Annotated in this window: 13 protein-coding genes; 7 read left to right on the top strand and 6 right to left on the bottom strand. The window is 70.1% G+C overall.

The window, feature by feature from the left end; translation table 11 throughout:
* Positions 1-86 precede the first annotated feature (86 nt).
* The 5 genes from folP (at position 87) to ACIPC1_RS16750 (ending at position 3,325) form a co-directional block, all read left to right on the top strand.
* On the top strand, positions 87-947 hold the full coding sequence (gene folP / locus ACIPC1_RS16770) for a dihydropteroate synthase (RefSeq protein WP_402517509.1): 861 nt from the start codon (positions 87-89) through the stop codon (positions 945-947).
* Positions 944-1,453: a nuclear transport factor 2 family protein gene (locus tag ACIPC1_RS16765; protein ID WP_402517506.1), complete on the top strand. Its 510-nt coding sequence runs from the start codon at positions 944-946 to the stop codon at positions 1,451-1,453. Before folP ends, ACIPC1_RS16765 begins: the two co-directional genes overlap by 4 nt.
* 288 nt (positions 1,454-1,741) lie before the next feature.
* A complete protein-coding gene (folB, locus tag ACIPC1_RS16760) occupies positions 1,742-2,101 on the top strand; it encodes a dihydroneopterin aldolase (protein ID WP_402517503.1) in 360 nt (119 codons plus the stop codon).
* Positions 2,098-2,709: a 2-amino-4-hydroxy-6-hydroxymethyldihydropteridine diphosphokinase gene (gene folK / locus ACIPC1_RS16755; RefSeq protein WP_384389540.1), complete on the top strand. Its 612-nt coding sequence runs from the start codon at positions 2,098-2,100 to the stop codon at positions 2,707-2,709. The genes folB and folK overlap by 4 nt, the downstream gene beginning before the upstream one ends.
* A 130-nt stretch (positions 2,710-2,839) precedes the next feature.
* Positions 2,840-3,325, top strand: coding sequence for a DUF3180 domain-containing protein (locus ACIPC1_RS16750; protein ID WP_384389543.1), 486 nt, complete (start codon positions 2,840-2,842; stop codon positions 3,323-3,325).
* Positions 3,326-3,442: 117 nt separating this feature from the next.
* On the opposite strand, the gene folE is transcribed toward ACIPC1_RS16750, so the two are convergent.
* The 6 genes from folE to dacB form a co-directional block, all read right to left on the bottom strand.
* Positions 3,443-4,048, bottom strand: a complete 606-nt coding sequence (gene folE, locus ACIPC1_RS16745; RefSeq protein ID WP_402517502.1) for a GTP cyclohydrolase I FolE — start codon at positions 4,046-4,048, stop codon at positions 3,443-3,445.
* A 143-nt stretch (positions 4,049-4,191) separates the two neighbouring features.
* Positions 4,192-6,219, bottom strand: a complete 2,028-nt coding sequence (gene ftsH / locus ACIPC1_RS16740) for an ATP-dependent zinc metalloprotease FtsH (RefSeq protein ID WP_402517663.1) — start codon at positions 6,217-6,219, stop codon at positions 4,192-4,194.
* 187 nt (positions 6,220-6,406) lie between these two features.
* A complete protein-coding gene (gene hpt, locus ACIPC1_RS16735) occupies positions 6,407-6,967 on the bottom strand; it encodes a hypoxanthine phosphoribosyltransferase (RefSeq protein WP_384389547.1) in 561 nt (186 codons plus the stop codon).
* A 109-nt stretch (positions 6,968-7,076) separates the two neighbouring features.
* The gene (gene tilS / locus ACIPC1_RS16730; RefSeq protein ID WP_402517499.1) at positions 7,077-8,204 is read right to left on the bottom strand and encodes a tRNA lysidine(34) synthetase TilS; all 1,128 of its coding nucleotides are present in this window, start codon (positions 8,202-8,204) and stop codon (positions 7,077-7,079) included.
* 195 nt (positions 8,205-8,399) lie between these two features.
* Positions 8,400-9,539, bottom strand: a complete 1,140-nt coding sequence (locus tag ACIPC1_RS16725; RefSeq protein ID WP_402517497.1) for a zinc-dependent metalloprotease — start codon at positions 9,537-9,539, stop codon at positions 8,400-8,402.
* 283 nt (positions 9,540-9,822) lie between these two features.
* A complete protein-coding gene (dacB, locus tag ACIPC1_RS16720) occupies positions 9,823-11,385 on the bottom strand; it encodes a D-alanyl-D-alanine carboxypeptidase/D-alanyl-D-alanine-endopeptidase (RefSeq protein ID WP_402517494.1) in 1,563 nt (520 codons plus the stop codon).
* A 79-nt stretch (positions 11,386-11,464) separates the two neighbouring features.
* Here dacB and ACIPC1_RS16715 point away from each other — a divergent pair, with 79 nt between their 5' ends.
* Positions 11,465-11,956: an inorganic diphosphatase gene (locus ACIPC1_RS16715; RefSeq protein WP_168529311.1), complete on the top strand. Its 492-nt coding sequence runs from the start codon at positions 11,465-11,467 to the stop codon at positions 11,954-11,956.
* Between the two features lie 193 nt (positions 11,957-12,149).
* Positions 12,150-13,790 carry a threonine/serine exporter ThrE family protein gene (locus ACIPC1_RS16710; protein ID WP_402517491.1) on the top strand — a complete coding sequence of 547 codons (1,641 nt, stop codon included), beginning with the start codon at positions 12,150-12,152 and terminating at the stop codon, positions 13,788-13,790.
* Positions 13,791-13,794 lie beyond the last annotated feature (4 nt).

Raw genomic sequence — 13,794 nt, 5'->3', positions numbered from 1 at the left:
CCCGCGGCGACCCGCACCCGCCGACGGGAAGCAGCCCTTGTCCACAGGGGCGAAACCGCCCCCTGCCAGAGGCCTAGGCTGGACGTATGAGCATTGAGCGCGGGCGCGGCCAAGTCGCGGGACTGCCGACGTGGGACCGCTGCGCGGTCATGGGAGTCGTGAACGTGACTCCCGATTCCTTCTCCGACGGGGGCCGCTGGTTCGACACGACGGCCGCCGTCAAACACGGCCTCGGCCTGGTCACCGAGGGCGCCGACCTCGTGGACGTCGGCGGCGAGTCCACCCGCCCCGGCGCCACCCGCGTCGACGAGGCCGAAGAGCTCAAGCGGGTCATCCCCGTCGTCAGGGAACTCGCCTCCGAGGGCGTCACCGTCTCCGTGGACACCATGCGCGCCAGCGTCGCCGAGCAGTCGCTCACCGCGGGCGCCGTCCTCGTCAACGACGTCAGCGGCGGCCTCGCCGACCCCGCGATGATCCCGGTCGTCGCGGCGGCGGGCGCCCCCTTCGTGGTCATGCACTGGCGCGGTTTCCTGGACGGCGGAAACGTGAAGGGGGTGTACGAGGACGTCGTCACCGAAGTCGTCGACGAGCTGCACGCACGCGTGGAGGCCGTGCTGGCCGGCGGCATCGCCCCCGACAGGATCGTCGTCGACCCGGGCCTCGGCTTCTCCAAGGACTCCGAGCACGACCTGCTGCTCCTGGCCCACCTCGACCGCCTGGGCGAACTCGGCCACCCCTTGCTGGTCGCCGCGTCCCGCAAGCGGTTCCTGGGCCGCGTACTGGCGGGCCCGGAAGGCGCCCCGCCGCCCGCGCGCGAACGCGACGCCGCCACCGCCGCCGTCTCCGCCCTCGCCGCCTACCAGGGCGCGTGGGCCGTCCGTGTCCACGAGGTCCGCGCCACGGCCGACGCCGTACGCGTCGCGAGGGCCGTAGAAGGAGCCCGGTGAGCGCCCCCCGCACCGACGTCGAGCAGGTCGAACTCGCCAACACCGCCTTCTACGAGGCCCTGGAGCGGGGCGACTTCGAAGAGCTGTCCTCTCTCTGGCTGGCCCCGCTGGACACGGCCGACGAGATCGTCGAGGGCGGCCCCGAGGACGAGGGAGGCCCGGGAGTCTCCTGCGTCCACCCCGGCTGGCCCGTCCTCAACGGCCGCGGCGAGGTGCTGCGCTCGTACGCGCTGATCATGGCGAACACCGAGTACATCCAGTTCTTCCTCACCGACGTGCACGTCTCCGTCGTCGGCGACACGGCGCTGGTCACCTGCACCGAGAACATCCTCAGCGGCGGCCCCGCCCCCGACGACAGCGACGAGCTCGGCCCGCTCGTCGGCCAGCTGGTGGTCGCCACGAACGTGTTCCGCCGCACGGCCTACGGCTGGAAGCTCTGGTCGCACCACGCCTCCCCCGTCCTCGCCGAGTCGAGCGAGGAGGAGGACGAGGACACTCCCGGCTGAGGCGAGGACACCCGGTCGAGTGGGTGAGCCGTCCGGTCGAGTGGGTAGGCGGTCCGCGAGCACCAAGGCGTGGTTGGAATCACGTACCCCTGGGTAGGGGCGGCTATCAACCCGTGAGCCGCCGTGTTCCCCAAGGGAAACACCCGATGAAGCCTCGTGACCGCCGACCGGGCGGGCGGCCCCACGGACGAGGACTGTCAGTGTCCGCAGGTAGATTCGTTTGAGGCCGGTGTACCGACCGCACTCGGTACATATCTGCCCCTACCGACGATTGCAGGAGTGATTCGCGTGGATCGTGTCGCGCTGCGCGGCCTCAAGGCCCGTGGGCACCATGGCGTCTTCGCCAGGGAGCGGGAAGAGGGCCAGACCTTCATCGTGGACCTGACGCTGGGCCTGGACACCCGAGCGGCCGCGGCCGACGACGATCTGGCGAAGACCGTGCACTACGGCGTCGTGGCGGAGGAGGTCGTGGCCGTCGTCGCGGGCGAGCCCGTCGATCTCATCGAGACGCTGGCCGAGCGCATCGCCCAGACGTGCCTGAAGCACGACGCGGTCCAGGAGGTCGAGGTCTGCGTCCACAAACCGGACGCGCCGATCACGGTGCCCTTCGACGACGTGACCGTCACCATCATCCGGAGCCGAGTATGACCGCCTTCTTCACCGAGGGTCAGAGCGACCCGACCGTACAGCCGGTGCCCGCCTCCGTGACGCAGCAGGTGGACGCCGCCGACACGACCCTGCAGAACCCGAGGCGAGCGGTGATCTCCCTCGGTTCGAACCTGGGCAACCGTCTGGAGACCCTCCAGGGCGCCATCGACGCCCTGGAGGACACCCCCGGCGTCCGCGTCAAAGCGGTCTCCCCCGTCTATGAGACCGAGCCCTGGGGCGTCGCCCCGGACAGCCAGCCGACGTACTTCAACGCGGTGGTGGTCCTCCGGACGACCCTGCCGCCCTCGTCCCTCCTGGAGCGGGCCCACGCGGTCGAGGAGGCCTTCCACCGGGTGCGCGCGGACCACTGGGGCCCCCGCACCATCGACGTGGACATCGTGGCGTACGCCGATGTGGTCTCCGACGACCCGGTCCTGACCCTCCCTCACCCGCGCGCCCACGAGCGGGCCTTCGTCCTCGCCCCCTGGCACGACGTGGAACCCGAGGCACAGCTCCCCGGCCGGGGCCCGGTGGCCCAGCTCCTCGCGACGGTCACCCGGGACGGAGTCGCGCCCCGCGCGGATCTGGAACTCCAGTTGCCCGAGTAGTCGTTAAGGTCAGGACGACCATCAGGCGGTTGACCGAAGGGGCACAGTGGCTGCGTCCTCCCGGGGGACGACCCCCGGCCCCCGGCCGACACCTGCGGCAACCGGGACATGTCATCGCGAGGGGAACTGAGTGAAAGAGCTGCGCATCAGGACGCTGGCCGCGGTGTTCGTCATCGCCGGAGCCCTGTCCTGGGCAGGTGCCCGCCTGTGGAACTCGGTGGGCACGCTCCCCTCGGTCCCGCTGGCCGCCCCCATCGTCCTGGCCCTGATCGCGGTCGTCCTGCTGGCCACGGCGCTCTCGCTGCGCGGCCGCCTCAAGGCCCAGCGCGAGCGGCGCCCCGGCGCCAAGGGAGTCGACCCCCTGATGGCGGCCCGCGCCGTCGTCTTCGGCCAGGCCAGCGCCCTGGTCGCCGCCCTGGTCGCCGGCATGTACGGCGGCACGGGCGTGTTCCTGCTCGAATCCCTGGACATCCCCGCCCGCCGCGACCAGGCCATCTACGCCGGCTTCTCGGTCCTCGCCGGCATCGGCGTCATAGCGGCCGCCTTCTTCCTCGAGCGCGTCTGCAAACTCCCGGAGGACGACGACGAGAACGGCGGCACGGCTCCGGCGATGTGACCCGAGCCGGCGCCCGTAGGGGCGCGAGGAACTGCGCGACCAGGCCACGACGAACCCGCAGGCGAAACACCGGCAGGCGGCGCACCCGCGGGCAACGCACCCGGCTGACGACAGGACCTAGCGCGCCATGATGAGGCTCATCGCCTCATTGCGCGTAGCTGCATCCCGCAGCTGCCCCCGCACCGCCGACGTGATCGTCTTCGCGCCGGGCTTGCGGATGCCGCGCATCGACATGCACATGTGCTCGCACTCGACGACCACGATCACGCCGCGCGGTTCCAGGATCTCCATCAGGGACTCGGCGATCTGCGTCGTCAGCCGCTCCTGCACCTGCGGCCGCCGGGCGTAGACGTCCACCAGCCGCGCCAGCTTGGACAGCCCCGTGATCTTGCCGCTGGTGGCCGGAATGTAGCCGACGTGCGCAACACCCCGGAAGGGGACCAGGTGGTGTTCACATGTGCTGAACACCTCGATGTCCTTCACCAGGACCATCTCGTCGTGCCCCAGGTCGAACGTCGTCGTCAGGACGTCCTCCGGCTCCTGCCACAGGCCCGCGAATATCTCCCGGTACGCCCGTGCCACCCGCCCCGGGGTCTCCCGCAGGCCCTCGCGGTCAGGGTCCTCGCCGACCGCGATGAGGAGCTCTCGTATGGCGTTCTCGGCTCGCTTCTCGTCGAACTCGCCGATCGCGCCCTCGCCGTCCAGCGTCACGGGGTCGGTCATGTGGGTCCTCGTTCCTGTGCCTCTCGCGCGCGGGTCGACGCGTTCACCGTACGGGCACACCAAAGTGCCGCACCCCCCAGGCTAGAACCTGGGGGGTGCGGCATTCATTCCGGGCCTGGTGGGGCTACCGGGAGCCGTGGACGTCAGCTCTCGGGACGCTCCTCCGGGACTGCTTCCGTCACCGGGACGGACTCGGTCGCCTTGGCGATGGCGGGCGTCGCGCCGTTCGACCCGTTCGTCAGTGACAGCTCCTTGGGGGAGAGCACCGGCGGGCGGGTGGACGGAGTACGCCGGGAGGAGCCGGTCCACGCGGGGCGGGCCGGGCGCTTCACGAGCGGAGTGAAGACCTCGGCGATCTGCTCCTTGCTCAGCGTCTCCTTCTCCAGCAGCTGGAGCACCAGCGCGTCGAGGACGTCGCGGTTCTCGACCAGGATTTCCCAGGCCTCGTTGTGCGCGTTCTCGATGAGCTTCTTGACCTCTTCGTCGACGAGCGCGGCGACCTCTTCCGAGTAGTCACGCGGGTGCGACATCTCCCGGCCCAGGAAGGGCTCGGTGTTGTCGCCGCCGAACTTGATCGCGCCAAGACGCTCGGTCATGCCGTACTGCGTGACCATCGCGCGGGCCGTGGCCGTGGCCTTCTCGATGTCGTTCGCAGCGCCCGTGGTCGGGTCGTGGAAGACGAGCTCCTCGGCCGCGCGCCCGCCCAGCATGTATGCCAGCTGGTCGAGCATTTCGTTGCGGGTCGTGGAGTACCTGTCCTCGTCCGGCAGGACCATCGTGTAGCCGAGGGCACGGCCACGCGACAGGATCGTGATCTTGTGGACCGGGTCGGAGTTCGGAGACGCCGCCGCGACCAGGGCGTGGCCGCCCTCGTGGTACGCGGTGATCTTCTTCTCCTTGTCCGACATGATCCGGGTCCGCTTCTGCGGGCCCGCGACCACACGGTCGATCGCCTCGTCCAGCATGTCGTTGTCGATCAGCTTCCCGTTGTTGCGCGCGGTGAGCAGCGCAGCTTCGTTTAGCACGTTCGACAGGTCCGCGCCGGTGAAGCCCGGTGTACGCCGGGCGACCGCACTGAGGTCGACGCCGGGGGCGACCGGCTTGCCCTTCTGGTGAACCTTGAGGATCTCCAGACGGCCCTGCATGTCCGGGCGGTCGACCGCGATCTGGCGGTCGAAGCGGCCGGGGCGCAGGAGGGCCGGGTCGAGGATGTCGGGCCGGTTCGTGGCGGCGATCAGGATGACGCCGCCCTTCACGTCGAAGCCGTCCATCTCGACGAGCAGCTGGTTGAGCGTCTGCTCGCGCTCGTCGTGACCGCCGCCGAGGCCGGCGCCGCGATGACGGCCGACCGCGTCGATCTCGTCGACGAAGACGATCGCCGGAGCGTTCGCCTTGGCCTGCTCGAACAGGTCTCGGACTCGGGAGGCACCGACACCGACGAACATCTCGACGAAGTCGGAACCCGAGATCGAGTAGAAGGGGACGCCGGCCTCGCCCGCGACAGCGCGTGCGAGCAGCGTCTTACCGGTTCCAGGAGGCCCGTAGAGGAGCACACCCTTGGGGATCTTCGCCCCGACGGCCTGGAACTTCGCCGGTTCCTGGAGGAACTCCTTGATCTCGTGGAGCTCCTCGACCGCCTCGTCCGAGCCCGCCACATCGGCGAACGTCGTCTTCGGGGTGTCCTTGGTGATGAGCTTCGCCTTGGACTTCCCGAAGTTCATGACCCGGGAGCCGCCGCCCTGCATCTGGTTCATCAGGAACAGGAAGACGACCACGATGAGGACGAAGGGCAGCAGCGAGAGCAGGATGCCCAGGAAGGGGTTCTGCTTGGACGGCGCCACGGTGTAGCCGTCCGGGATCTGCTTGCTCTGGTACTTGTTCTGGAGTGTGTCGGCCAGGGTCACGCCCTGGTTGCCGATGTAGCTCGCCTGGATCTTGGAGCTGCCGTCGACCTTCTCGCCATCCTTGAGAGAGACCTTGATGATCTGCTCGTCGCCGGTGGTGATCTTGGCCGACTCGACCTTGTTGTCATTGATCGCCTGGACGACCTGGCCGGTGTCCACTGTCTTGTAGCCGCCGGACGAGCCGACGACCTGCATCAACACGACCACGGCAAGGACGGCCAGCACGATCCACATGACCGGCCCACGGAAGTATCGCTTCACGTCCATCCATACGGAGCGGTGACGCCCCGTCCCTCCTGCCATAGTGAGATTGATAAAGACTTTTAAAGACTGTTCTTCGGACGGTACCCCAGCATTGTCACCCGAAGCCGCAGGGGACTGCTGGCAATCCCGTCCACGCATGCTCCAACGGCGCGAACCCCGCTGGGGTTCCCGATTGTCTTACACGGCTGTGCTAGCCGCCGTACACGTGAGGCGCGAGCGTACCGACGAACGGGATGTTGCGGTACTTCTCCGCGTAGTCGAGGCCGTAGCCGATGACGAACTCGTTCGGGATGTCGAAGCCGACCCACTCCACGTCGATGGCGACCTTGGCCGCGTCCGGCTTGCGCAGCAGGGTGCACACCTTGAGCGAGGCGGGCTCGCGGGAGCCGAGGTTGGAGATCAGCCAGGACAGGGTCAGCCCGGAGTCGATGATGTCCTCGACGATGAGGACGTGCTTGCCCTTGATGTCGGTGTCGAGGTCCTTGAGGATCCGCACCACGCCGGAGGACTGGGTGCCCGCGCCGTACGAGGACACCGCCATCCAGTCCATGGTGACGGGGGTGGACAGCGCACGCGCCAGGTCCGCCATGACCATCACGGCGCCCTTCAGGACACCGACGATCAGCAGGTCCTTGCCCGCGTACTCCGCGTCGATCTTCGCGGCCAGCTCAACCAGCTTGGCGTCGATCTCTTCCTTGGTGATGAGCACCGACTTGAGGTCGGTGCCCATGTCTTTCGCGTCCACCCGCATCACTTTCGGTCGTCCGTCCGAACCTTTTCGGCGGCCGCTCGAACCGCTCGCGACCCGCGTGAGAGGGCCCCCGGGAACCGCGTGGGCGGTCCCGGTGGAGGGTCCGGATTCAGCCTTGCCGAATCACCAGTCTGCCACCCTGGCGCTGGGCGACGACCTTGCCCGGGAGATTGATGGCTCCCTGGCCGCGCCAGCCGGTGATCAGCCGGTCGACTTCCTCGATGTGCCGGGCGAACAGTGAACCGGCCGGGGCGCCCGCCTCGATGGCGGCACGGCGCAGGATGCGGCGGCGTACGGCGGGCGGCAGGGCGTAGAGCTTGGCGCACTCCAGGAGGCCCGCTGCGTCCCGTACGGAGGCCTCTGCCTGGCTGGCCCAGGCGTCGAGGGCGTCGGCGTCGTCGCGGGAGAGCTGGGCGGTACGGGCGAGCGCCTCGACGACTCCCTTGCCGAGCGCCTTCTCCAGGGCGGGCAGGCCCTCGTGGCGCAGCCGGGAGCGGGTGTAGGCCGGGTCGGCGTTGTGCGGGTCGTCCCAGACGGGCAGCGACTGGACCATGCAGGCCTTGCGGGCGGTCTGCCGGTCCAGGAACAGGAACGGGCGCCGGTAACGGCGGGCGGCCCCCGGACCTCCGGAAACAGCGGCCATTCCGGACAGGGAGCGGATGCCGGAGCCGCGGGCGAGGCCGAGCAGGACGGTTTCGGCCTGGTCGTCACGGGTGTGGCCGAGCAGGATCGCGGTGGCGCCGTGGCGTTCGGCAGCGGCGTCCAGGGCGGAGTACCGGGCGTCGCGGGCGGCGGCCTCGGGCCCGCCTTCGCGGCCGACGGTGACGGCGATGGACTCGGCCGGGTTCAGTCCCAGCTCGGTGAGGCGCAGGACGACCTCGTCGGCGCGCAGGTCGGAGCCGGGTTGCAGACCGTGGTCGACGGTGATGCCGCCGGCGCGGATGCCGAGTTTGGGGGCTTCGAAGGCGAGGGCGGAGGCGAGCGCCATCGAGTCGGCGCCGCCGGAGCACGCGACGAGCACCAGCGGTGTCGGCTGGTGCGGGGGTGCCGGCGGGATGTCGGGTGCGGGCGAGCGCCTGGTACCCGGAGCGGGTACGCGCTCGGCGGCGGAGGGGCGCGCGGCCTCGGAGGCGGGCGTGCGCCTGGTGTCGGGGGCGGGCGTGTGCTCGGTGAGGATGTCGTGGAGTACGCGGCGAACCGCCAGGCGTATCGCCGCGACCGCAGGATGGGGACCCATGTCCGGTTCCCTTCATGAAGTTTTCGGGGGGTGGTGGACCCGGTGCCGGTCACTCAGAGTGTGTAGATGGTGACAGAACTGGGCCGTTCCCCGAGCATTGCACGCCTACCCGTGCCCCACGGTCCCTCGGACGGGTGATTGGAGGGGCGTTTGCCTGCCGTCGGCCGGATTCGCTTCACGACCCCCACGTAGGGTTCACGACTCCGCCTTGCGATGCACCCGCGCGACCCAGTCCGCCGGTTTGGCGATCTCCGCCTTGGTCGGGAGGGTGTTCGGGGAAGTCCACACACGGTTGAACCCGTCCATGCCGACCTCCTCGACGACGGACCGCACGAACCGCTCGCCATCCCTGTACTGCCTCAGTTTGGCATCCAGACCGAGCAGCTTGCGCAGGGCAAGGTCCAGGCGGGAGGCCCCCTTGGCACGACGTTGCTGGAACTTCTCACGGATCTCGGCGACGGACGGCACGACGTCGGGACCGACGCCGTCCATCACGAAGTCGGCATGGCCTTCCAGGAGCGACATCACGGCGGTCAGCCGGCCGAGGATCTCCCGCTGGGCGGGCGTCTGCACGATCTCGACGAGCGAGCGGCCGCCGTCTTCCTCCTCGCCCTCGGGCCGTCCGCCCGCCAGCGACTGGGCAGCTTCGCGGATACGTTCGAGGACGGTCATGGGGTCGACCTCGGTCTCCCCCAGGAACGACTGGATTTCGCCCTCCAGGTGGGCCTGCAGCCAGGGCACGGCCGTGAACTGGGTGCGGTGCGTCTCCTCGTGCAGGCAGACCCAGAGTCGGAAGTCGTGGGGCTGTACGTCGAGTTCGCGCTCCACATGCACGATGTTCGGCGCGACCAGGAGGAGCCTGCCGCCGCCACTCGGTGAATCGGAGGAGCTGCCCGCGGGCAGCTCACGCGTCGCCGGGGCGAACGTCTCGTACTGGCCCAGGACCCTCGACGACAGGAACGACAGCAGCATGCCCAGCTCCACGCCGGTGACCTTGCCGCCGACGGCGCCGAGGACGGCTCCGCCCGGGGTACTCCCCCGCCGCTCCTGCATCTTGTCCAGCAGGGGCTTGAGCACCTCCCGGAACCCTGCGACGTTCGCCCGCACCCAGCCGGGGCGGTCCACGACGAGGATGGGGGTGTCGTGGGTGTCCTCCGTACCCATCCGAGTGAAGGCCCGGACGTGCAGCTCCGAGGCTTTCGCGTGCCGCCTCAGCTCCGCGACGACCTCTCTGGCCTCGTCGCGGCTCACCTCGGGGCCCGGACGTACGAGCCGTGTCGCGGTTGCCACCGCGAGATTCCAGTCGACCATCTCGGCACCACCGATGCTCGTCATGCGTCAACCGTACGTGAGCGTGTCCGGCTGCGGTGAGAGGTACGAGGTCCTGGTCGCCCTCCGCCTTGGGGCGGGCGGTGCGCTTGGTGCCGTCCGGGTCGGCAGGGGCCGGGCGTGATTTCTCGTTGCCCGGCGCTGTCGGCTGTGCCCGCCCTCCCTCACTCTCGGCTTCGTTCGAGCGGGAGGACCCCATCGCCTGCGGGACGACTGCCCACAGCGGCAGCGACTGCGGGCGGCGGTCCGCAGCGGTAGCCCTGCGGGCCGCCGCCCGCAGGGAGGGCAACTACCTGCAGCCGCACGCCGCCAACGCCGTAGCCGTGCGGTCCAGGGCCGCCTGGGCCGCTTCCTTCTGGGGTGGCTGGGCCTCGTCGGAGGTCAGGAAGGCGAAGGCGAGGAGGCGGCCGTCGGTGTCGACCACGGTGCCTGCCAGGGTGTTGACGCCTGTCAGGGTGCCGGTCTTGGCGCGTACGACGCCGGTGGCGGAGGCGTCGGTGGCGTAGCGGTCGGTGAGGGTGCCGGTGAAGCCGGCGATGGGGAGGCCGGTCAGGACGGGACGGAGTTCGGGGTGGGCGGGGTCGCCGGCCTTCGCCAGCAGCGCGGTGAGCAGGTCGGCCGTCAGCTTGTCGGCGCGGTTCAGACCGCTTCCGTCGGCGAACTCCACGCCGGACAGGGGGAATCCGAGCTTCTTCAGCTGCAGGCCGATCGCCCTCCCGCCGCCCTCGAAACTGGCCCGCTGACCCGTCGCGAGGGCGACCTGGCGGGCCAGTGCCTCCGCGATGTCGTTGTCACTGTTCGTCAGCATCCGCTCGACCAGGGCGGAAAGCGGCGGCGAGGAGACCGAGGCGAGGGCCTGCGAACGGCCCGTCGCCTTCGAGAGACCGGGCGATGTCGTCTTGATGCCCTTGGCCTGGAGCAGCTTCGCGAACTCCCTGGCCGCGTCCCCCGCCGGGTCCTCGCTACGCGTGGCGGTGCCGCTGTCCGAGTCGTCGGTGCGACCCTCGTCGACCATCAGGGCGGTGACCGGTGCGAGGTTGGGGTTGGCGCCGATGGGGTGCACGGTGGCACCGGAGTACAGCGAGGTGTCGTACGAGAGCGTCACCTGGGACAGCCGACGCGCCTTCAGGGCGGTCGCCGTCTCGTCCGCCAGGGTGCGCAGGCTCGCAGAGCCCTTCGCGTCCTCGCGGGCGGTCAGGGTCGGGTCGCCGGCGCCGACGAGGACGACCTCCTTGGTGTCGGGCTCCAGGACCGCGCGCGTGGTGATGCGGTGATCGGGGCCCGCCGCCGAGAGCGCGGCGACAGCGGTGGCGATCTTCGTGGTGGAGGCCGGGGTCTGGGCCTCGCCCGCACCCACGCCGTACAGCCGCTTGCCGGTCGCCACGTCGACGACCACGGCGGTCCGGTCCGCGCCCAGGGCGGGGTCCTTCAGGAGCGGGTCGAGGACTTCGGCGAGTGCCTTCCCGGCGGGTGCGGGCACCGAACCCGCGGCGGTGGAGCCGCCGAGTCCGGTCAGTACGGAGGCGGCACTGGGCGCGGGGCGGGGCGCCTTCGCGGACGTACCGGACGCAAGGCCGTGATCTGTGCCACCCTCGCCCTCCCGCGATGCCGCCCAGTCGCGCTCGGCCGTACGCTGACCGGAGGAGTCCCAGGGACCGGCCGCGGCCACCGCCCCGGCCGCGAGCGCCAGGCCCACGGTGGCGGCGACGACGGTGAGCCGCGGGGTCGTGAACTTGACGGAACGCGGCCGCACGGCTTGGGTGATCCGCGCCACGTGCGGTTTCACCGAGCTCGCGAGCCGCACCACATGCGGTCTCACGGCCCGCCAAGCCCTCACCTCTGGCACGACCACCAGCCCCTTTCGCGATCACACACCTGCGTGAGGGACACTTAACCACCAGAACTATGTGCTGATCATGGAGGAGCCACCGGTGGAGTTCGACGTCACGATCGAGATTCCGAAGGGTTCGCGGAACAAGTACGAGGTGGACCACGAGACCGGTCGGATCCGCTTGGACCGTCGACTCTTCACCTCGACCAGTTACCCGGCCGACTACGGATTCGTCGAGAACACCCTCGGCGAGGACGGCGACCCGCTGGACGCGCTGGTCATCCTGGACGAGCCGACCTTCCCGGGCTGCCTCATCCAGTGCCGCACGATCGGCATGTTCCGTATGACGGACGAGGCCGGCGGCGACGACAAGCTGCTGTGCGTCCCGGCGCACGACCCCCGGGTGGAGCACCTGCGCGACATCCACCACGTGTCGGAGTTCGACCGCCTGGAGATCCAGCACTTCTTCGAGGTCTACAAGGACCTGGAGCCCGGCAAGTCCGTCGAGGGCGCCAACTGGGTGGGCCGCACGGAGGCCGAGGCCGAGATCGAGCGCTCGTACAAGCGGCTCAAGGAGCAGGGCGGCCACTGAGCCCCCCTTTGCGCCTAATCCGGCGCCGCTCTCGCGGAGCTGGTTGCTCGCCATCGTGGTTGCTCAATTGATGGCTGCGGTGCGTGCGTCATGACTAGAGCAGGCCGCGCGGTCCCGTCGGGGGCGCGCGGCCTGCTTGTGTGTCTGTGCGCATACTGAGGCGGTACGGGCAAAGGCGAGCCGGGAGTTGTTGGTGACGGAGGCGGAGGACCGCAAACCGCAGTCGGACGAGGCCCGCAGTGCCTTCGTCGTACCGGCCGGAACGGCGCCGGAGGTCGAGAGCGAGTCGTCGACGACATCGGAGTTCGCACTCCCCAAGGGGTTGGGCGCACCACAACCGTCCGCGGCCGACGCCGAGGGTTCGGCGTTCAGTACCCCCGCTTCGTACAGCGCGCAGACCGCCTGGCCCGCGTTCACGCCTCCGACGGGCATCCCCATGGTCAAGCTGACCAAGGACGTGCCCTGGCAGGACCGGATGCGCGAGATGCTGCGCATGCCGGTGACCGAGCGGCCCGCGCCCGAACCGGTCCACAAGGAGGACGAGTCGGGGCCCGCCGTCCCGCGCGTGCTCGACCTGACCCTGCGGATCGGCGAGCTGCTGCTCGCGGGCGGTGAGGGCGCCGAGGACGTGGAGGCGGCGATGTTCGCCGTGTGCCGCAGCTACGGCCTGGACCGCTGCGAGCCGACGGTCACCTTCACGCTGTTGTCCATCTCCTACCAGCCGTCCCTGGTGGAGGATCCGGTGACGGCGTCCCGGACCGTACGCCGCCGGGGCACCGACTACACGCGCCTGGCGGCCGTCTTCCGGCTCGTGGACGACCTGAGCGACCCGGAGACCGCGATCTCCCTGGAGGAGGCTTACGGGCGGCTCGCCGAGATGCGGCGCAACCGGCACCCGTATCCGGGCTGGGTGCTGACCTCGGCGACCGGACTGCTGGCCGGCGCGGCCTCGGTACTCGTCGGCGGTGACGCCCTCGTGTTCGTCGCCGCCGCGCTCGGCGCCATGCTGGGCGACCGGCTCGCGTGGCTGTGCGCGGGGCGCGGGCTGCCGGAGTTCTACCAGTTCACGGTGGCGGCGACGCCCCCCGCCGCGATCGGTGTCGCGATCCAGCTCGCGCACATGGACGTGAAGGCGTCCGCGGTGATCACCGGTGGGCTGTTCGCGCTGCTGCCCGGGCGGGCGCTCGTCGCGGGCGTCCAGGACGGTCTGACGGGCTTCTACATCACGGCGTCCGCGCGCCTGCTGGAAGTCATGTACTTCTTTGTGGGCATCGTCGTCGGCGTACTTCTTGTGCTCTATTTCGGCGTGAAACTGGGCGCGGAACTCAATCCGGACCAGGCCCTGAGCATCTCCGAGCGGCCTCTGCTGCAGATCGCCGCGTCCATGCTGCTGTCGCTCACCTTCGCGATCCTGCTCCAGCAGGAACGGTCCACCGTCCTCGCGGTGACCCTCAACGGAGGCGTGGCCTGGTCGGTGTACGGGGCGATGCACTTCGCGGGCGGCATCTCACCGGTTGCCTCCACGGCCGTGGCGGCGGGTCTGGTCGGCCTGTTCGGGCAGCTACTGTCCCGTTACCGGTTCGCGTCCGCGCTCCCGTACACGACGGCCGCGATCGGCCCCCTGCTACCGGGTTCGGCCACCTACTTCGGCCTGCTGTCCATCGCCCAGAACGAGCTCGACAAGGGGCTCGTGTCCCTCACCAAGGCCGCCGCCCTCGCGATGGCCATCGCCATCGGCGTGAACCTGGGGTCCGAGATCTCCCGGCTGTTCCTGCGGGTGCCGGGCGGGAGCGCGGGCGGCCGCCGCGCGGCCAAGCGGACGCGCGGCTTCTAGGCGT

This window comes from Streptomyces sp. NPDC087263, from assembly GCF_044744645.1.
In the GTDB taxonomy this organism is placed as follows: domain Bacteria; phylum Actinomycetota; class Actinomycetes; order Streptomycetales; family Streptomycetaceae; genus Streptomyces.
The sequence above is the reverse complement of the archived record's forward strand: the minus strand, read 5'-3'. Positions and strand labels throughout refer to the sequence as shown.